General features: G+C 44.0%; 17 protein-coding genes and 3 tRNA genes. 13 read left to right on the top strand and 7 right to left on the bottom strand.

The features are described 5' to 3' along the window. The first annotated feature begins 2 nt into the window (after positions 1-2). From purF to PAE54_RS02490, 5 genes are all read left to right on the top strand, one after another. Complete coding sequence (gene purF / locus PAE54_RS02510; protein WP_273776840.1) at positions 3-1,541, top strand: amidophosphoribosyltransferase; 1,539 nt, start codon at positions 3-5, stop codon at positions 1,539-1,541. 81 nt (positions 1,542-1,622) lie between these two features. Continuing rightward, the gene (locus PAE54_RS02505; protein WP_326518299.1) at positions 1,623-3,509 is read left to right on the top strand and encodes a M48 family metalloprotease; all 1,887 of its coding nucleotides are present in this window, start codon (positions 1,623-1,625) and stop codon (positions 3,507-3,509) included. 96 nt (positions 3,510-3,605) lie between these two features. Further along, positions 3,606-4,256, top strand: coding sequence for a hypothetical protein (locus PAE54_RS02500; RefSeq protein WP_326518298.1), 651 nt, complete (start codon positions 3,606-3,608; stop codon positions 4,254-4,256). Continuing rightward, complete coding sequence (locus PAE54_RS02495) at positions 4,256-5,224, top strand: 2-hydroxyacid dehydrogenase (protein ID WP_273776837.1); 969 nt, start codon at positions 4,256-4,258, stop codon at positions 5,222-5,224. The genes PAE54_RS02500 and PAE54_RS02495 overlap by 1 nt, the downstream gene beginning before the upstream one ends. Before the next feature lie 81 nt (positions 5,225-5,305). Beyond that, positions 5,306-6,745 (top strand): M48 family metalloprotease, encoded by a 1,440-nt coding sequence (locus tag PAE54_RS02490; protein WP_442784371.1) that lies wholly within the window; start codon positions 5,306-5,308, stop codon positions 6,743-6,745. A 177-nt stretch (positions 6,746-6,922) separates the two neighbouring features. Here PAE54_RS02490 and PAE54_RS02485 read toward each other — a convergent pair whose 3' ends face one another. Continuing rightward, a complete protein-coding gene (locus PAE54_RS02485) occupies positions 6,923-7,369 on the bottom strand; it encodes a GatB/YqeY domain-containing protein (RefSeq protein ID WP_326518297.1) in 447 nt (148 codons plus the stop codon). A 31-nt stretch (positions 7,370-7,400) separates the two neighbouring features. Further along, on the bottom strand, positions 7,401-7,616 hold the full coding sequence (gene rpsU, locus PAE54_RS02480; RefSeq protein WP_001136722.1) for a 30S ribosomal protein S21: 216 nt from the start codon (positions 7,614-7,616) through the stop codon (positions 7,401-7,403). Positions 7,617-7,761: 145 nt separating this feature from the next. Here rpsU and tsaD point away from each other — a divergent pair, with 145 nt between their 5' ends. After that, entirely contained in the window at positions 7,762-8,778 is a 1,017-nt protein-coding gene (tsaD, locus tag PAE54_RS02475; RefSeq protein WP_326518296.1) for a tRNA (adenosine(37)-N6)-threonylcarbamoyltransferase complex transferase subunit TsaD, read from the top strand. A 32-nt stretch (positions 8,779-8,810) separates the two neighbouring features. On the opposite strand, the gene PAE54_RS02470 is transcribed toward tsaD, so the two are convergent. Further along, positions 8,811-9,680, bottom strand: coding sequence for an ATP-binding protein (locus PAE54_RS02470; protein WP_326518295.1), 870 nt, complete (start codon positions 9,678-9,680; stop codon positions 8,811-8,813). Positions 9,681-9,853: 173 nt separating this feature from the next. Between PAE54_RS02470 and PAE54_RS02465 the strand changes: the two genes are divergently transcribed. The 5 genes from PAE54_RS02465 to PAE54_RS02445 all read left to right on the top strand — a co-directional run bounded on the left by PAE54_RS02465 (position 9,854) and on the right by PAE54_RS02445 (position 12,580). Further along, on the top strand, positions 9,854-11,362 hold the full coding sequence (locus tag PAE54_RS02465; RefSeq protein ID WP_326518294.1) for a DUF3336 domain-containing protein: 1,509 nt from the start codon (positions 9,854-9,856) through the stop codon (positions 11,360-11,362). Further along, positions 11,349-12,176, top strand: coding sequence for a serine/threonine protein kinase (locus tag PAE54_RS02460; protein ID WP_326518293.1), 828 nt, complete (start codon positions 11,349-11,351; stop codon positions 12,174-12,176). Before PAE54_RS02465 ends, PAE54_RS02460 begins: the two co-directional genes overlap by 14 nt. A gap of 90 nt (positions 12,177-12,266) precedes the next feature. Next, positions 12,267-12,351 (top strand) — tRNA-Leu (locus tag PAE54_RS02455). A 41-nt stretch (positions 12,352-12,392) separates the two neighbouring features. Continuing rightward, positions 12,393-12,466 (top strand) — tRNA-Trp (locus PAE54_RS02450). A gap of 29 nt (positions 12,467-12,495) precedes the next feature. Beyond that, a tRNA-Leu gene (locus PAE54_RS02445) sits at positions 12,496-12,580 on the top strand. Positions 12,581-12,730: 150 nt separating this feature from the next. Here PAE54_RS02445 and PAE54_RS02440 read toward each other — a convergent pair. Then, positions 12,731-12,934 carry a hypothetical protein gene (locus PAE54_RS02440; RefSeq protein ID WP_000758190.1) on the bottom strand — a complete coding sequence of 68 codons (204 nt, stop codon included), beginning with the start codon at positions 12,932-12,934 and terminating at the stop codon, positions 12,731-12,733. A 668-nt stretch (positions 12,935-13,602) separates the two neighbouring features. Between PAE54_RS02440 and PAE54_RS02435 the strand changes: the two genes are divergently transcribed. Beyond that, a complete protein-coding gene (locus tag PAE54_RS02435) occupies positions 13,603-13,992 on the top strand; it encodes a hypothetical protein (protein WP_326518292.1) in 390 nt (129 codons plus the stop codon). 34 nt (positions 13,993-14,026) lie between these two features. Next, positions 14,027-14,311, top strand: a complete 285-nt coding sequence (locus PAE54_RS02430) for a hypothetical protein (protein WP_273776830.1) — start codon at positions 14,027-14,029, stop codon at positions 14,309-14,311. Here PAE54_RS02430 and gloB read toward each other — a convergent pair. The 3 genes from gloB to purH form a co-directional block, all read right to left on the bottom strand. Further along, a complete protein-coding gene (gene gloB / locus PAE54_RS02425) occupies positions 14,308-15,039 on the bottom strand; it encodes a hydroxyacylglutathione hydrolase (protein WP_326518291.1) in 732 nt (243 codons plus the stop codon). The two genes, PAE54_RS02430 and gloB, sit on opposite strands and share 4 nt — an antisense overlap. Before the next feature lie 123 nt (positions 15,040-15,162). Beyond that, a complete protein-coding gene (gene purD, locus PAE54_RS02420) occupies positions 15,163-16,449 on the bottom strand; it encodes a phosphoribosylamine--glycine ligase (RefSeq protein ID WP_326518290.1) in 1,287 nt (428 codons plus the stop codon). A 113-nt stretch (positions 16,450-16,562) separates the two neighbouring features. Beyond that, positions 16,563-18,137 (bottom strand): bifunctional phosphoribosylaminoimidazolecarboxamide formyltransferase/IMP cyclohydrolase, encoded by a 1,575-nt coding sequence (purH, locus tag PAE54_RS02415; protein WP_326518289.1) that lies wholly within the window; start codon positions 18,135-18,137, stop codon positions 16,563-16,565. Positions 18,138-18,192: the final 55 nt, after the last annotated feature.

Here is an 18,192-nt window from a genome sequence, read left to right as displayed (position 1 = left end):
CTATGTGTGGAGTAGTTGGTATAGCTGGTAAATCACCTGTTAACCAAATGTTGTTTGATGCATTGACGATGTTACAACATCGGGGACAAGATGCAGCAGGGATTGTGACTTGCCAAGATGGCCGTTTATTCTTGCGTAAAGATAATGGCATGGTGCGTGATGTGTTTCATACTCGTCACATGCGTGCATTGTTGGGTAATTACGGTATTGGCCATGTGCGCTATCCAACTGCAGGTTCATCAAGCAGTGCTGAAGCACAGCCTTTCTATGTGAACTCTCCGTATGGCATTACCTTGGCCCACAACGGTAACTTGACCAATGCAGAAGAAATTCATGAAGATCTGTTCAAGACAGACTTGCGTCACATGAATACCGATTCTGATTCGGAAGTTTTGCTGAATGTGTTTGCACATGAATTGCAAAAATGTAATAAGTTTTCACCAACTGCGGAAGACATCTTCCATACGGTTAGCCGCGTACATGAACGTTGCAAAGGTGCATATGGTGTTGTGGCGATGATTACTGGCCATGGCTTGGTCGGTTTCCGTGATCCGCATGGTATCCGTCCATTGATTTATGGTTCGCGTGAAACAGAGCAGGGCACTGAATATATCATTGCATCTGAATCTGTTGCGATTACAGCGCTTGGCTTTAAGATCGAGCGTGATATTGCCCCAGGTGAAGCAATTTTCATCAATGCAGAGGGTGAGTTATTCACACAGCAATGTGCGACTAATCCGCAATACCATCCATGTATTTTTGAATATGTGTATTTCGCGCGTCCAGATGCAACCATTGATGGCATTTCGGTTTATAAAGCGCGTTTGCGTATGGGTGAAACCCTGGCCAATAAAATCCTGCGCGAGTGGGGTGAAGACCATGAGATTGATGTAGTGATTCCAATTCCGGACACCAGTCGTACTGCAGCTCTGGAACTCGGCAATAAACTTGGTGTGACCTTCCGTGAAGGGTTTATGAAAAACCGTTATATCGGTCGTACCTTTATCATGCCAGGTCAGCAACAGCGTAAAAAGTCAGTGCGTCAAAAGTTGAATCCAGTAGAGCTTGAATTTAAAGACAAAAATGTCTTGCTTGTGGATGACTCGATTGTACGTGGTACAACCTGTAACGAAATCATTCAGATGGCTCGTGATGCCGGTGCCAAGAAAGTATTCTTTGCTTCGGCTGCACCCATGGTGAAATATCCAAACGTCTATGGTATCGATATGCCAGCCAAATCAGAGTTGATTGCTGCGCATCGTTCAGTTGAAGAAATCCGTCAAGAAATTGGAGCAGACCGTCTGATTTTCCAGGATCTGGAAGATTTGAAAGATGCAGTACGAACCAAAAAAGTGCCTCATCTCACTGAATTTGACTGTTCCGTATTTGATGGAGTGTATGTGACGGGCGGTATTGATGAACAGTATTTGGATGATTTACAGCAAAAGCGCAGTGACTCAGCCAAAAAGAAAAAAGATGGCTATATTGATGTAAATATTGATGCTGCATCCGTTGATCTATCTGGTGTAATGGAAGGCTAAGTATCACGAGCAAAAAAAGCGGGTTTTTCCCGCTTTTTTTCTTTATGATGTGGCTCAACAATGTAATAGGGAAGTTTTACATTGAAAGATGTAAGTCGCTATTTAATCAAAAATAAGAACATGAGGTGGTCTGCCAGTATGTGTATATTGGCGGTCATCCTCACAATTTTTATCTTGAATGCTTGTTTTGGCTTGATTGTGCATTATTTTGAGCCAGATCAGCCCATCCTCTGGCATCGTTTTAGTCCTTATTTTGTTTTAGTCATTCTCTCAATTATGCTTGGATCGGTGGCACACGAATTCTATGTTTTTCGTGAAGGTGGCCATTGGTTGGCCAAACAGATCAAAGCACGACGCTTGAATGCCTTGGAAAGTACCCCGGAAGAAATGACAGTCTTGCGACTGACGGAACAGTTGGCGCAGAATTTTAGTATTGAACCCCCAGGGATCTATGTACTGTCTGACGAGGTTGGCGTCAATGCATTTACTGCAGGCTTTTCGCCACAGGACACGGTAATTATCCTGACCTGGGGGGCACTACAAAATCTGGATGAGCTGGAACTCTATGGCTTGCTCAGTCATGAATTTAGCCAAATTCTATCAGGGGAGACGGCTGAAAATACCCGTTTAAAGGTGTTGTACAGTGGTTTGACGACATTTAGCCGATGGGGTAGTCATATTGCAAAACGAGGTTTTGATTCACCTGGATCAAAACGAGGCAATAAGTTTGAAACGATTCTGGTGGCTGCTGGCGGGCTGATCTGGCTAGTGGGTAGCCTAGGGGTAATGATTTCTCGTTTTATTAAATATTTAACTTTGGGTGGACGCACTTTCCGAAACGATCAGGAAACCAAGTTGTTGATACGTAATGATGCGAATATCCAGACCTTATTAAGAATTTATGTGCATCATGCCGGATCACAGATTCACAGTGAATACTCTGAATCGATAGCCCATATGTGTTTCGCCAACTCGTTAAGCCCACAAAGCTGGTTGAATATTCATCCGAGTATTCAGGATCGTCTCTATAAGTTAAATCCGCATCTGTTACAAGATTTACGTCTGGAAAATTTGAAACTGGGTCCACATCCAAAATTTAGCATGTCGCAAATGATGGACGAAATGGATCAGGAAACTTATCATCCATGGACCTCGCCTCAGCCTTTGCCCCTGCTGCGCTTATCTCCGATCAGTTTTGCAATTAAAGATGCCATCAAACCCTTAAAACGTCAGATTCGACAAAACATGTCGCGTCCTGAGCTGTTGCAGCGAGCATTGCAGACTTCTACCGGAGCACGTGAAGTCATGGTGGCGATTCTGATGATCCGTCAGTACCGTGAATTTATTCCACAAGATGCCGAGGTCAGCCGTGCGATCATTGATGCTTTATTGCATTTGGATGGGCGGGTGCATATTCAGATCTTTCATGATGCGTGTCAGACGATTGGAAAAATGCCTGCGACCGTGGGACGACAATTTCTGACCAAGTTGGCACGGATCATTCAGGAGGATGGAGAGATTGGCCTATTAGATGCCTTACTGTTAGAGCGTGTCAAATATCGGCTGGGTCTCATGCCGTTGCATACGCCCACTTCACTGGAAGATGTGAAGCCTCAAGTTGTGCGTTTGATCGATGCGTTGTTGCATGTTCAGCAAATCAATACCTTAAATCAGTTTGATGTGCGTTATCAAATTTTGCAGCGTGTGTTGAATACAGATGAATTGCCGCTCTACGAAGAAATTTCGGATGAGCCGATTGATTTGGCAGAAATTCTGAACGATATTGCCGGCTTATTATTGCGTGATCGACTGATGATTTTGGCAGTTGCCGAGTTATGTTTGTGGCAGGATCGGATTATCACGCAGGATGAGTTGGACGTGCTCGAATTGCTATATTGGCGTTTGGGTTTTGAAACCGATGAAATTGTCGATCAAATGCAGAAAAAGAGCAGTATTGTGATTGTTTGATCTGGACGTGAATTGTCCAAGCTCAGTAAAGAAAGCACAGCGTGACACGCTTAAACCGGCTAAAATAGTGCAAATTTGCGAGACGACGAAAATAGTATGATGATGGGGCATCAGCACAGTAGACTGGCGGCCTTGGGAATCGACCTATGGGTTCCCAAAGATGCACTACGCCAGGAGAAAAGTTGTCCTTCCCTCTGGCGAGATCAGTCACCAGAGCACCCTGCTACACACGTTGATCTCATCACGACCAGTGACCCAGTTAAAAAACAAGAAAAAAGGCCGCCTGCAGTAGAAGTACCTGTGCCTGCTCGGGTTGAAGCGGCGGTCGTTGTTGAACAGCGCATAATAATGCCTGAGACGACCCATAGTGAGCAGATTGCTCCTTTTACGCTGCAAGCCTGTAGTTTGCCTCATTGTGTGATTTTGCTTGATGCGACTGTATTGTCCGAGCAGCAGCAGCGTTTGTGGTTCAATATTCAGACAGCGCTACCAAGTCAGTTTCATGAGTTGAAATGGCCATTTCCATTGCCGCATTTGCAAGATAGTCGCGGCGTTCAGAGTTATATCCAAGGATTCATTGATGCCATGAGTTTGGATAAAAACTTGATCATGCTGGGCGATATTCCGTATCTTCAACACTCCATACGAGTCGCTTTACCGAGTTTGGAGCAGATGTTACAACAGCCGCAATTCAAACAGCAGTTGTGGCACTATATGCAAAATAAACCTAATTCAATGGATGACTAATGCGTAAAAAAGTGGTGGTGTTTAGCCAGATCGATACTGAAATTCTGAGCCGTTTACAGCAAGTGTATGAGGTTGTGCAAATCGACCCGAAGCAGGGTGATGTGAATGAACAGTTGCGTGCGCACGTTGTGGATGCTGATGGTTTGATTGGTGCGGGGCGTTTATTAAATGAAAAAAATCTGGCCACCGCCCAGCAGCTTAAAGTCATTTCCAGTGTTACGGTGGGCTACGACAATTACGATGTAGATTATCTGAACCAGCGCAAGATCTGGTTGACCAATACGCCGCATGTGCTCACAGAAACTACAGCAGATCTGGCTTTTACCTTGTTGATGAGTGCTGCACGCAAAGTCACAGAACTCGATGTATGGACTAAACAGGGACAATGGAAGAGAACAGCCGGCCCAGCACAATTTGGCCAGGATGTTTTTGGCAAAACTTTGGGAATCGTCGGTTTAGGTCATATTGGTGCAGCGATTGCCCGCCGTGGCTTTTATGGTTTCAATATGAATATCTTGTACCATAACCGCCGTGAAAAGATTGAAATGGCGCAACCCCTAAATGCGCAATACTGTGGTCTTCCAGAATTACTCCAGCGTTCGGACTTTGTGGTGATTGCTGTTGATTTGAATGCTGATTCTCAGGCCTTGATGGGTGCCAAAGAATTTGCTCAAATGCAGTCACATGCAGTATTTGTCAATATTGCCCGCGGATCTGTCGTTGATGAAGCCGCTTTAATCGAGGTCTTGCAGCAAGGGAAAATCTTTGCAGCGGGTCTTGATGTTTATGAAAAAGAGCCATTACAAGAATCGCCGTTGTTCAGTTTGCCGAATGTTGTGACTTTGCCGCATATTGGTTCTGCGACGGCCGAAACCCGAAAAAAAATGGTTGAGCTGGCCTATCGTAACTTGGTCGATGCTTTAGAAGGGCGTACGCCTCGTTATATAGTGAACCCTGATTTTCGTTAAAATTTGATAACACTTCCTTGCGAATCTTTCCTATTTTCAATGCTATAGTCTAAATCTGACAGTATAAATTTGGGTGTGGCATTGAAACGGGTATTCTTGACTGTTGGACTAAGTTGGGCTTCGATGATGGGGCTTGCACAGCCGTTTTATCCTGCTCCTCAAGCTAGTCAGTTTGATGTGCCCGAAATTGCCACGGGCATCGGGTTGATTGACCAGCAAAATGAACGCCTGATTGGCGAAAAAGTTTATCGTCAGGTGCAGCAGCAAATGCCTGTATTGCAGGATCCATGGCTGGAAGACCAGTTTATGGAGGTGTTTGCGCGTGTGCAAAGTCAAGCGCAATTGGGCCAACCGATTGGTCTGCTATTAATTAATGATCCGCAAATCAATGCCTTTGCTGTGCCTGGCGGTTTGTTTGCTCTTAATACAGGGCTAATCACCACTGCACGTAATATGGATGAAGTTGCAGGCGTGATCGCACATGAGGTCGCTCATGTCAGCCAGCGCCATTACAGTCGTTCACAAGAAGCTTTTAAAGGGCAAGGCTTACTCGCACTAGCGGGTGTGTTGGTTGGTGCTGCGATTGCTTCGCAGGCAAATGGTGATGCCGGTGCAGCCGTGATGATGGGTTCACAAGCAGCGTTGATGGATCAGCAGTTAACCTATAGCCGTAATCAGGAGCGTGAAGCAGACCGGATCGGCATGCAATATATGTATACGGCGGGCTATAATCCTGAAAGTATGGCTGATTTTTTCGAAATCATGCATCGCTCGACCAGCCGGGTGAGTTTTCTGCCGGATTTCTGGTTGACACATCCGCTCACGACGGAGCGTATGAGTGAAGCACGATTACGAGCGCATCAACTGCCAAAAAAATCTCTGCAGACGAGTGATTTGGATTTTGAAATCCTCAAGTGGTATACAGCTGTTTTGACCAATCAGACCTCTGAGTCTCAGCTAAAGAGCTTGGCACAAAACAGCGCTGCTGGGCAGCTTGCATTAGCAAGCTTTTATCTGAAACGTGGAGAATATGCCGAAGCACAGCAGGTATTGAATCAGGTTAAAGTTCAGATGACACAGCATCATCTGCTGACTTTGTTGCAAACTGATATTTATTTGGGACAAAACCAGTTAGCCCAAGCCTATCAGACGGTTGCTGCACAGCAACGGATTATGCCTGAAAACCGAGCATTGGCCTTGAAGTTAGCAGAAGTGTTGATTCGTCAGCAGCAAGCGGGACAAGCGCAGACCTTATTACAGAGTTGGATTGACAAAAATCCAAGAGATTTGCAGGTTTGGCGTCTAATGCAGCAAACAGCAGCTTTACAGCGGCAGTCACCTTTATATACCGTCAATGTTTTACGCTATCGTGCTGAAGTCGAGTATTGGTCAGGGCAAGAAGAAACGGCAATTCGTTCATTGTTACATGCGCAGCGACTTGCTAAAGAGAACAGTGCAATTTCTGCAACCATTGACCGGCGTTTAAAGCAAATGCAATTTGAGCGACAAATGAAAATCTAATTGCGTCCTGAAATGTACGAAAATACGAAGAATTCTGAAAGGAGAAAATGTTTGTTTCAGATGGTTTGATCGATGAATGACTTATACAGTAATGATTAAAACATGAGCATATCTATGCTATTTCTAGCGAAATAGATCAATCAGATATAGCTGAAACGTGTTTAAGAAAGACTAAAATTAGCCAAGTTTGGCTTTAATTTTACTAGAAACTAGCGCAGGATCGGCGCGCCCGGCTATGAGCGGACGCAGAGAATTCATCACCTTACCCATATCTTTCATGCTAGTAGCACCTTGAGCAACAATGGTTTGCTCAATGAGAGAATCAAGCTCTTCCTCAGTCATAGCTTCTGGTAGAAACTGAGATAACACCTCAATTTCGGCTTGTTCTTTACTAGCTAAATCTTCTCGGCCAGCACCTTCAAAGGCTTTAACCGATTCTTTACGTTGTTTAATTTGCTTTTCAATGACCGCAAGAACCTGAGCATCGTCAAGCTCTTTGCGCTCATCGACTTCGATTTGCTTAATTGCTGCCTGCAGACTACGGATCACGGTTACCTGTGCCATATCACGGGCACGCATTGAGGTTTTCAACACTTCGGTAATTTGATCTTTTAAAGTAGTCATTAAAGTATCCAAGCAGTCAATCACAAATTAATTAGTAAAGGCGAGTAGTGCGAACTGATTCGCGAGCCAATTTCTTTTGGTAACGCTTAACAGCAGCCGCTTTTTTGCGTTTACGTTCTTGAGTTGGTTTTTCGTAGAATTCACGCTTACGTACGTCAGCCAAAACACCTGCTTTTTCGCAAGAACGTTTGAAACGACGGATAGCTACGTCTACTGGTTCGCCTTCTTTCAATTTAACTTGTGGCATGAAGAATCCTCATAGTTTATGGATAAGATCAAGGCAGGATTGCCTTAGATCACAAGTGAAGTGCCGTATTTTACTCATTTACATCTCATATCACAAGTCTATAATAGCTTTCGCGTGATTTTTGAAATTCTTTATAGGCAGTTGAATGATCGTTTTAGGCTTAGAAACTTCTTGTGATGAAACCGGTTTAGCCTTGTATGACAGTACCTCGGGCTTACGCGGACAAGTGCTGTATAGCCAGATCAAACTGCATGCCGAATACGGTGGGGTTGTGCCTGAACTGGCGTCACGTGACCATGTACGCAAATTAATTCCTTTACTAAATCAACTGCTGCAGGATAGTGGTGTCGCAAAAAATGAAATCGATGCAGTGGCCTATACCCGTGGTCCGGGTTTAATGGGTGCATTGATGACGGGTGCACTGTTTGGCCGTACGCTGGCATTTGCTTTAAATAAGCCTGCGATTGGTGTGCATCATATGGAAGGTCATATGTTGGCACCCTTATTGTCTAAAACACCGCCAGAATTTCCGTTTGTCGCTTTACTGGTTTCCGGTGGACATAGTCAATTGATGGCAGCGTATGGTATTGGTCAGTATGAGTTGCTTGGTGAATCGATTGATGATGCGGCAGGTGAGGCGTTTGATAAGGTTGCCAAAATGATGGGCTTGCCGTATCCAGGTGGGCCAAACATTGCCAAACTGGCAGAGCAGGGCGATCCAACGGCGTTTGATTTTCCACGTCCGATGTTGCGTCAAGGTTTAGAGTTTTCTTTCAGTGGCTTGAAGACGGCTGTTTCAGTACAAATGAAAAAACTGGGCGATGAAAACCGAGATGCGGATATTGCCGCCAGTTTCCAGGAAGCCATTGTGGATACCTTGGTGAAGAAATCAGTCAAAGCCTTAAAACAAACCGGTCTGAAACGTTTAGTGATTGCGGGTGGGGTGAGTGCCAATCAACGCTTGCGTCAGCGTCTTGAAACAGATTTAGCCAAAATCAAAGCCAGTGTCTACTATGCTGAGCCTGCGCTATGTACCGACAATGGGGCCATGATTGCGTTTGCAGGTTATCAACGATTACAAGCAGGGCAATGCGATGGATTGTCGGTCACTACAACACCGCGTTGGCCGATGACTGAACTGCAGCGCCCAGGTGAAGTTTAAAAAAGAGGCGAAAGCCTCTTTTTTATGCAAACTTAGCGCTTGAGCTGCTGCGACCCTACCCAATGCTTGGAAAATTGATAGGCGGAACGCCCCGAACGTTGTCCGCGTGACTGACACCAGCGTAAGCTTTCTGCACGGGCTTCTGTGCTAAAGGGCATCTGTGCTTTTGCTAAATAGTGCTCGACAATTTCCAGATACAGATTTTGATCCATAGGATAAAAAGACAACCATAGGCCAAAACGGTCGGATAGAGAAATCTTCTCTTCGATAGCTTCCTGTGGATGTAATTCAACATATTGCGGAACATCGACCTTGGTGACCGGAGTATTTTCATGCATAAATTCAGGTAACAGGTGACGTCGGTTACTGGTCGCATAAATAATAAAATTGCTAGAGCCGGACTGTAGCGAACCATCAAGTACACTTTTCAGGCTACGGTAGTTTTCATCTTCCGCGTTAAATGCTAAATCGTCGCAATACACAATAAATTTCTCAGGACGCTCTGCAATCAGTTTTTGAATTTCGGGTAAATCCTTGAGATCGTCACGTTCAATTTCAATCAGACGCAAGCCTTGATCCTGAAAGGCAGTCAATAGTGCACGAACAATCGAAGATTTTCCGGTACCGCGTGAACCTGTCAATAAAACATCATTGGCTGGCAAACCCTGCAAAAACTGCAAGGTATTTTGGATGACTTTTTCTTTTTGTTTTTCGATGCCTTTTAAATCGTCAAGATAAACGGCTTTGGGTTGCTGAATCGCTTTGAGCTGGTGGTCTTGCCATTTAAAGGCGGGTGCAGAAAAATCGGTGGCCTGTTTGGGCTCAGGTAGTACCTGTTGTAATTGTTGCAATACCGTCGCCAACGCACCGAGAATGTTTTCAGGTAAATCAAGAGTAGCCATAATTGATGTATATTGTTGAACCCTGCACGGATAGTAGCATTGCCGTAAAAAATGTAACAGCATACCGTGTAACTTGGCGTAAATTTAAAAGTTTTTGCACTTGATTGAGGGAATATTACTGCGCATAGTGGACACAGTACCGGACGTGTGATCGCAAAACATAGAGGCAGGTCATGTTTAAAAACTTTACCAGTGAGCTTAACCCGCATCAGGCCTATCGAATGAAAAAATTAAAACGGCAATTAGAACGGGCGGAAAGCTATGAAGAATGGAAAAGTATTGCTTTAAAACTCGATGAAGAAAGTGGCGCGCAAGAATGGAAATATGACAATACCTCCGAGTACTTTGATGCCGAGCTGATTTCTCATCGTCTGAATCTACTGAAAAAATACCGCACTCAAGACCGCATCGTCGATCTGATCTATATCCTGCGTGAAGGTCTGACTTATGATATTGCCAATATCGGTCATCCCATGCTGTTTACCGCGAGTTACGTCGGGACAAAAAAAATTATTGAAGACTACGTTGAAGAAGTGAGCCATAGTCTGTATTACCTGGTTTCATCTAACTGCAATGGCATGTCTGTGCAGGAAAGAATCGAATTTTTTGAAAACTGCCAACGTGCTTATGGACAGCCTGCTTTGATGTTTTCAGGCGGAGCCACATTAGGCCTGTTCCATAGCGGTGTTTGTAAGGCACTGATGGAACAAGATCTTATGCCTAAAGTACTGTCAGGTTCTAGTGCCGGTGCCATTATGGCTGCGATGATGGGCACTGCAGCGCACGGTGAAGCCATGAATATTTTACAAGGCGATCACTTTTTTAGTGATGCTTTCCATTTCCGTACCCTGAGTGAGATGCTCAAAGGCAATGGAGGCATTGCGGATGTCAAATACCTAAAAAAATTTCTGGTAGAAAATCTGGGCGATCTGAGTTTTGAGGAAGCCTATAAACGTTCCGGTTTGCATGTGAATATTGCCGTTGCTCCTTATGATTCTGTTCATGATGCACGGATCCTGAATAAATTTACTTCTCCGAATCTGCTGGTGTGGAGTGCTGTATTGGCCTCCTGTGCGGTGCCGATTCTATTTCCACCGGTACGTTTAACCAGTAAACGCTATGATGGGGTGCATACGCCTTATATGGCGAATACACGTTGGGTGGATGGCAGTGTGCGCAGTGATTTTCCGCAGGAAAAAATGGCTCGTCTGTACAATATCAATTACACCATTGCCAGTCAGGTGAATCCGCACGTCGTCCCGTTTATGCAAACGGATGAAGAGCGTTATCGTAAGGATGTCTTGAGTATGCCTGAACGAATCGTTCGTCATCAAAGCAAAGTCATGGCGATGGAACTGATGGATTTCACCCGTGAACGTATGGGCCGAATTCCACCGATTCGCCGCTTGCTTGATCACGGCTATGGCATTATTGACCAGCGTTACTATGGGGATGTGAATATCGTGGGGAAATATAGCTGGAGACACTACAGCTATATGCTGCAAAACCCGCGCCCGCATTTATTCCGATTGTTGCAGCGTGAAGGTGAACGCGCCACCTGGCCAAAAATCTCCACTATTGAAACGCATGCTCGTATTGGTAAGACAATTCAGCACTGTTTAGATTTATTACGTTTTCACCAGAAATATGCGGTAAAAGAAACCCCTGATGTTACGATTTGATCCGAGTCAGCCGGTTCGCCAAGTCAACTTACTGACCAAGGAAAACAGCAGGGCACTAGGACGCCGACTTTATTGTTTGCAGCAGGGTGACAAAAGTTATTGGCTGAAACTCCATGTGCCGGATGGCAATGCTGAGTGCGCACAATCTTTTCAGCAGGAATTGGCGTTCTATCAGAGATTTGGCGCATTGCTTGCTGATTTTCTGATGCCTTTTCAGCTGTTAAGTCCTGCAGATTTAGCATGGCTATCCGATAGGACTTCAAGTCCGCTGTTGCTACTGCCTCATGCTCAATCTTACTGGTTAAACCCTGCAGAATTAAGTGTACAACAAATTGCAGCGATGATCCGTGAATGTCTTGATAGTCTTGAAGCATTACATCAAGTAGGCTGGATTCATGGGGATCTTAAAGCTGAGCATTTTGTGGATTATCAGGGACAGCTGAAACTACTGGATTTTGAGCAAGCTCACTCTCTGGATGGTCGTCCTATCTATGCTGCGTTGAGTGCAACACCGCGGTATATGGCACCGGAGCTTTTCCATGCACAGCCAAAATCACAACAATCGGATTTGTATGCGCTCGGCATCATTCTTTATGAATGGCTCACCCAGCAACGTTTTGCTGCACGTTCTTATCAGCAATGGGCGGTATTGCACTGCCAGCGTTTAAAAGTTGAACTGCCATTGGCATTCAGAGCTTTTGAACCTGTTTTACAAGGATTGGTGGCAAAGTCTTTGCAGCAACGTTTTACTCATGTAGGGCAGGTAAAACAGGTACTTACAGGTATAAATTTGCTAAAAAATGATCATAACTGATTGTTTTGATTGTTATTTAATCATCTGTATGGTTTTTTGATAAAAAGTTCTTGTCATGTTGGAGTGATCTCTATAATATACACAGCCATCGGGGGCGTGGCGAAATTGGTAGACGCACTGGATTTAGGTTCCAGCGCCGCAAGGTGTAAGAGTTCGAGTCTCTTCGCCCCCACCACTTTAAACTAAGTAGCACACTAAAGCTTGGTGTAAAGTCGTAGAGGATTGGTGTAATGGTAGCATGACGGTCTCCAAAACCGTTCGTCAAGGTTCGAATCCTTGATCCTCTGCCAAATATCCTACCGAAGGATATAAAAAAATCGGGGGCGTGGCGAAATTGGTAGACGCACTGGATTTAGGTTCCAGCGCCGCAAGGTGTAAGAGTTCGAGTCTCTTCGCCCCCACCATATTAAAAAAAACCAGATGTGAAATATCTGGTTTTTTTATGTCTAAATTTTTATATGATGATAAAAACAATAAAAAGCATCTATTTCCGTATAGATGCCTTTTGAGTTTCTTGTGCTTTCAGTGAGATAAGCTAGAAGCTGTTATGATCATTAAGCTTTTAAATGGTCTTCGAATTCTTCCCCGAGTTGCATCGCGAGTGCATTACCGGCTAAATCACAGGTAACCAAACCATATTCTTTTTTAAAGCTAAAGGTGAAACCTTTACCGTCAGCCAAATTTTTAACTGAGTAACCCAACTTTTCTAACCAAATTCTAAAGGCGATCAAGTTCTTTGCTTTAACCACTTTTTTCACGAGCAAACTCCTTATTAATCTCTAGATTCTTTAATAGGGATATCGATTGATTTTTTAAAGGGCAAAATTGTGGAGATTTAAGTTATAGATGAGTTTTTGATGAATTTCTAGCCAATATTCGCATTTTAGGTGATGGCTTGAGAGTGCACTCTTTGAGTTTGCTTTGGGATTTTGATTTATTTGTTTTGATTGATTTAGTTAGAAACTGAATATAAATAAAGAGCTTATTTAAGATCTAGGGTGATTTATATGGGAAATTTTAAAAATCTACAAGAATATTTAATCGCATATTTTGGAAACGATTTGTCATAAATTTGACTTGAGAGTATGTTAATTGACATGTAACAATTTGTAATAAATATAAAATTTATTGTGATATATTTGGCAAAAATTCATAAAAGTATAATCCAGTACATTTTTAAAGTTAATTCTGTGGTTTTATTGTATTTTTTTGTAATGATAAAATAATATCACTATAAGGAAATAATGCGTGAAAAATGTTTAATAAGTTTTTAGGGGCTGGGGTAACCATACTATCTCTGATTTTATCTCATTCAGTTTTTGCTGCTAATAAATCTTACTACTCTGATGATCGTCTTGCTGATTTGATTCGGGTAGTTGAATACTCAAAAAATCATGAAGAAATTAGTCAGTTGGAAAATCGAATAGTGGCACGTTCAAGCTGGAACGTTCGCTGTTGGGTTAAGGTGTTTGATCAGGCGAAGATTTGTACTTTGCAAAAAGACAATATTACTGTAATCCGTTTGAACCATGACTATAGTGTGGTCATTGGTAATCAACCGAGTAAAAGTCCTAAAACAGCTTTGCGTGTAGATCAACATCCTGTGATATATACTCAAGATGGCTCATTTCGTAATGCTTTGCAGTTAATTGAGCAGTTTAAGCGCGGTTATTATGTCTATACGCGTTTCCAGCAAACCCATCAATTTGAAGATATTGATCAGCAAGTTTCTCTGATGGGTTTTCAAGATGCTTTTCGGCAGATGGAAAAGCAATTTGCGCAATTAGAGCAACAGAAAACCAAAAATAGTCTGTAAAATGACAAAAAGGGCTATCTAGTAGGGTGAGATCATGCAGCAACTGGCGATTGCAACTTTAGTACAGCAACAGCTTCAGCAACTTCAGCAGCAAGGGTTGGAAGCGGTTGCTGTGTTGATGGGGCATGAAGATTGGCTTGAGTTTTCCAGTCAAAGTGAGGTGTGTTACACCCCATTTGGTAGTGCGCGTTTGCATCAACCTGCTTTAAACCATTTACAATTGGTTCGGGTTGACCAGACGCGCTATTTACAGGTGGTGACAGCTGAGCAACTCGAAGAATATCAACGTCAATGTCAAGATCAGGGTGATTCGCTTTAAAAGTTATCTTTCAAGAGACGGATTCTAGCAAACTCAGCTGCATTTTCTGCACGTAGAAAAGGGTTTGTTGCTAATTCTAATTCAATACTGGAAGGTAGGGTGATCTGGTCTTTGGCACGTAATTGTTTTACCTGCTGCATACGCTGTTGCAGCTCAATATTGTCTGGCTCAATCGTGAGCGCAAACTCCGCGTTTGCTAGCGTGTATTCGTGTGTGCAATACACACGGGTGCGTGGTGGGAGTGCTGCAAGTCGGTTGAGAGAGTGATACATTTGTTCTGCTGTGCCTTCAAACAAGCGACCACAACCCATAGCAAACAAAGTATCCCCACAAAATAAGGCATCTACGGCATCAATAAAATAACAAATATGGCCTAAGGTATGTCCTGGTGTGGCAATCACATCAATTTCAAGTTGGTTAAAATGGAATTGGTCCTCATGCTGTAAGGCATGACTAATAAATGGGATTTTACTGAGTTCTTCACGTGGACCATATACCGGAATGTTTTGTTCTACAATTAAAGCTGGAATACCGCCAACATGATCCTTATGCCAGTGAGTGATCCAGATCTGTTTTAATTGTAAATGATGTTGTTGGCAGAAATCGGTGACCAGTGCTGCTTCTGTGGGGTCAATCACCACAGCTTCTTGGGTGTGTGTATCTTCAATCAGCCAGATGTAGTTTTGTTGGTTATTTTTGACATCAATCACATGCACTTGATAGGTCATACGAATTCCTTATTCAGTTCATTTCGTCTTTATCTTAACAGTAATTTAAAGTATCGAGTGGTGGGATGTGAAATGGTGGTAACCATAAAAAACCCTCCGAAGAGGGTTCTTTATTCAGCTTGATTAGGCTTGCTGTTCGCGTGCAATCGCACGGTAACCGATGTCTTTGCGGTATTGCATGCCATCAAACGTCACTTTTTGACATAACTCCAAAGCTTTGGCTTGTGCTTCACCAATGCTATTGCCAAGTGCAGTCACACAGAGTACGCGACCACCCGCAGTGATGACTTCACCATTTGCGTTGGTTGTTGTGCCTGCATGAAACACTTTTGCATCGGTCATTGCTGTGTCTAAACCAGAGATCACATCACCTTTGCGTGCCGTTTCTGGGTAGCCTTCAGAGGCAAGTACAATGCCCACAGTTTTGCGCTCATCCCATTCAGCTTGTGCTGGTAGATTGCCTGCAATACCGGCTTCAACCAGATCGACTAGTGATGATTTGAGACGCATCATGATTGGCTGGGTTTCCGGATCACCAAAACGGCAGTTGAATTCGATGACGCGTGGTTGACCTTTTTCATCAATCATCAGGCCTGCATAAAGGAAGCCGGTGTAAACGTGGCCATCAGCTGCCATACCGTCTACAGTTGGACGCATCACTTCAGCCATCACGCGTTCAAATACGTCAGGTGTTACCACAGGTGCAGGGGAGTAGGCACCCATACCACCGGTATTCGGACCTTGGTCGCCTTCAAAAATACGTTTGTGATCTTGAGAAGTTGCCATTGGCAGGATATTTTTGCCATCAATCATACAAATGAAAGAGGCTTCTTCACCTGCCAAGAATTGCTCGATCACCACACGTGAACCTGCATCACCAAACTTGTTGCCAGCGAGCATGTCATCAATCGCATCGAAGGCTTCCTGATTGGTCATCGCCACGATCACGCCTTTACCCGCTGCAAGGCCATCTGCCTTGATCACAATCGGTGCGCCATTTTGTTCAACATAGGCTTTTGCTGCATCAACTTCAGTAAACACGTCATAAAATGCAGTTGGAATGTTGTGGCGCTTCAAGAAGTGCTTAGCAAACGCTTTCGAGCCTTCAAGCTGTGCGGCATACTGAGTTGGGCCCCAAATTTTTAAGCCTGCAGCACGTCCTGCATCAACTACACCATTAACCAGTGGAGCTTCTGGGCCGACCACAACCAAATCCACGTTATTGGCTTTGGCAAAAGCAATAATCGCTGGGTTATCCAGAATATCAAGATCAACATTTTCACATTTGGCTTCAGTTGCTGTACCGGCATTGCCTGGTGCAACGAAAACCTTGCTCACTTTGTCATCTTGCGCGATTTTCCATGCCAAAGCATGTTCACGGCCGCCACTACCCAAAACTAAAATATTCATCGGTTCATACTCCATGAATCGAAAATGACATAAAGTCCTCAAGCTTTGGGCAGAGGACTTTATGCAAGATTTAGAAATCTATATTGAATAAAGCAGGATGCTTCATATCAGTCTTAGTGACGGAAATGACGCATACCCGTGAACACCATTGCGATACCATGTTCATCGGCTGCCGCGATCACTTCTTCATCACGCATCGAGCCACCTGGCTGGATAATGCATTTGATACCTGCTTTGGCTGCGTTATCAATACCATCACGGAATGGGAAGAATGCATCCGATGCCATTACTGCACCTTCAACGACCAAACCTGCATGTTCGGCTTTAATCGCAGCAATACGTGCAGAGTTCACGCGGCTCATTTGGCCTGCGCCGACACCAATGGTTTGACGGTTTTTCGCATACACAATCGCGTTTGACTTCACATATTTTGCCACTTTCCAGGCAAAGATCAGGTCGTCAATTTCCTGTTCAGTTGGTGTAATTTTAGTCACCACTTTGAGGTCATCTTTGCTGATCATGCCCAAGTCTTGGTCTTGTACCAATAGGCCGCCGTTCACGCGTTTGTAGTCAAGTTGTGCAGCACGTGCATCAATCGCTGGAAGTTCACCACAAACCAGTACGCGTACGTTTTTCTTCGCACCAGTCACTTCTAGAACGCCTTCAGCAATGCTTGGTGCAATGATCACTTCAACGAATTGACGATCAACAATCGCTTGTGCAGTCGCAACGTCAAGTTCACGGTTGAATGCAATGATGCCACCGAATGCAGATTCAGGATCTGTTGCATACGCCAAGTCATAAGCGGCTTGGATGCCCTCAAGAGAAACTGCAACACCACATGGGTTGGCATGTTTAACAATCACACAAGCCGGTTTTGCGAATGATTTGACACATTCAAGTGCTGCATCGGTGTCTGCGATGTTGTTATAAGACAATTCTTTGCCTTGTAACTGTTTTGCTGTTGAAACAGAAGCTTCTTTTGCTGCTGGATCAACATAGAAAGCGGCTGCTTGGTGTGGGTTTTCACCGTAACGCAAGTCTTGTGCTTTATTCAGTTGGGTGTTGAAAGTACGCGCGAATTTGTCGGCTTCACCTTCAGCTTTGCCTACACGTGCACCGAGGTAAGAAGCAATCATACCGTCGTATTGTGCCGTGTGTTCAAATGCTTTTACTGCCAAGTCAAAACGGGTTTCATACGACAAACCACCATTCGCTTTCAGTTCAGCAATCACGGTGTCGTAATCCGATGCATTCACCACGATACCTACAGACGCGTGGTTTTTCGCAGCAGCACGTACCATGGTTGGACCGCCGATGTCGATATTTTCAATCGCATCTGCAAGGGAGCAGTTTGGCTTGGCAACTGTGGCTGCAAATGGGTAAAGGTTTACAACTACGAGATCAATCGGATCAATGTTGTGTTCTTGCATGACCGCTTCGTCTAGACCGCGACGAGCCAGGATGCCACCATGAATTTTCGGATGAAGTGTTTTTACACGGCCGTCCATCATTTCTGGAAAGCCAGTATGTTCAGAAACTTCTACTACGGCGATATTGTTGTCTTTGAGCAACTTGTAAGTACCACCAGTAGAAAGAAGTTCTACCCCCAAATTCGCCAGATTTTGAGCAAATTCAACGATTCCAGTTTTGTCTGAAACAGAGATCAGAGCGCGCTTAATAGTCATGATTTTGAAGTCTACAGATTAAAAAACAAATAGGCATAAAAAATGCCCACGAAGA

This window comes from Acinetobacter minutum, assembly GCF_035916735.1.
Classification (GTDB): domain Bacteria; phylum Pseudomonadota; class Gammaproteobacteria; order Pseudomonadales; family Moraxellaceae; genus Acinetobacter.
This window is presented reverse-complemented; position numbering and strand designations above follow the sequence as displayed.

What these genes read in the sequence shown, in the direction of transcription:
- purF (WP_273776840.1), top strand. Translation starts at nt 3, where the DNA reads ATGTGTGGAGTAGTTGGTATAGCTGGTAAATCACCTGTTAACCAAATG.
- gloB (WP_326518291.1), bottom strand. Translation starts at nt 15,039, where the DNA reads ATGACCTATCAAGTGCATGTGATTGATGTCAAAAATAACCAACAAAAC.
- tsaD (WP_326518296.1), top strand. Translation starts at nt 7,762, where the DNA reads ATGATCGTTTTAGGCTTAGAAACTTCTTGTGATGAAACCGGTTTAGCC.
- PAE54_RS02460 (WP_326518293.1), top strand. Translation starts at nt 11,349, where the DNA reads ATGTTACGATTTGATCCGAGTCAGCCGGTTCGCCAAGTCAACTTACTG.
- PAE54_RS02500 (WP_326518298.1), top strand. Translation starts at nt 3,606, where the DNA reads ATGATGATGGGGCATCAGCACAGTAGACTGGCGGCCTTGGGAATCGAC.
- purD (WP_326518290.1), bottom strand. Translation starts at nt 16,449, where the DNA reads ATGAATATTTTAGTTTTGGGTAGTGGCGGCCGTGAACATGCTTTGGCA.
- PAE54_RS02495 (WP_273776837.1), top strand. Translation starts at nt 4,256, where the DNA reads ATGCGTAAAAAAGTGGTGGTGTTTAGCCAGATCGATACTGAAATTCTG.
- rpsU (WP_001136722.1), bottom strand. Translation starts at nt 7,616, where the DNA reads ATGCCACAAGTTAAATTGAAAGAAGGCGAACCAGTAGACGTAGCTATC.
- PAE54_RS02470 (WP_326518295.1), bottom strand. Translation starts at nt 9,680, where the DNA reads ATGGCTACTCTTGATTTACCTGAAAACATTCTCGGTGCGTTGGCGACG.
- purH (WP_326518289.1), bottom strand. Translation starts at nt 18,137, where the DNA reads ATGACTATTAAGCGCGCTCTGATCTCTGTTTCAGACAAAACTGGAATC.
- PAE54_RS02465 (WP_326518294.1), top strand. Translation starts at nt 9,854, where the DNA reads ATGTTTAAAAACTTTACCAGTGAGCTTAACCCGCATCAGGCCTATCGA.
- PAE54_RS02430 (WP_273776830.1), top strand. Translation starts at nt 14,027, where the DNA reads ATGCAGCAACTGGCGATTGCAACTTTAGTACAGCAACAGCTTCAGCAA.
- PAE54_RS02485 (WP_326518297.1), bottom strand. Translation starts at nt 7,369, where the DNA reads ATGACTACTTTAAAAGATCAAATTACCGAAGTGTTGAAAACCTCAATG.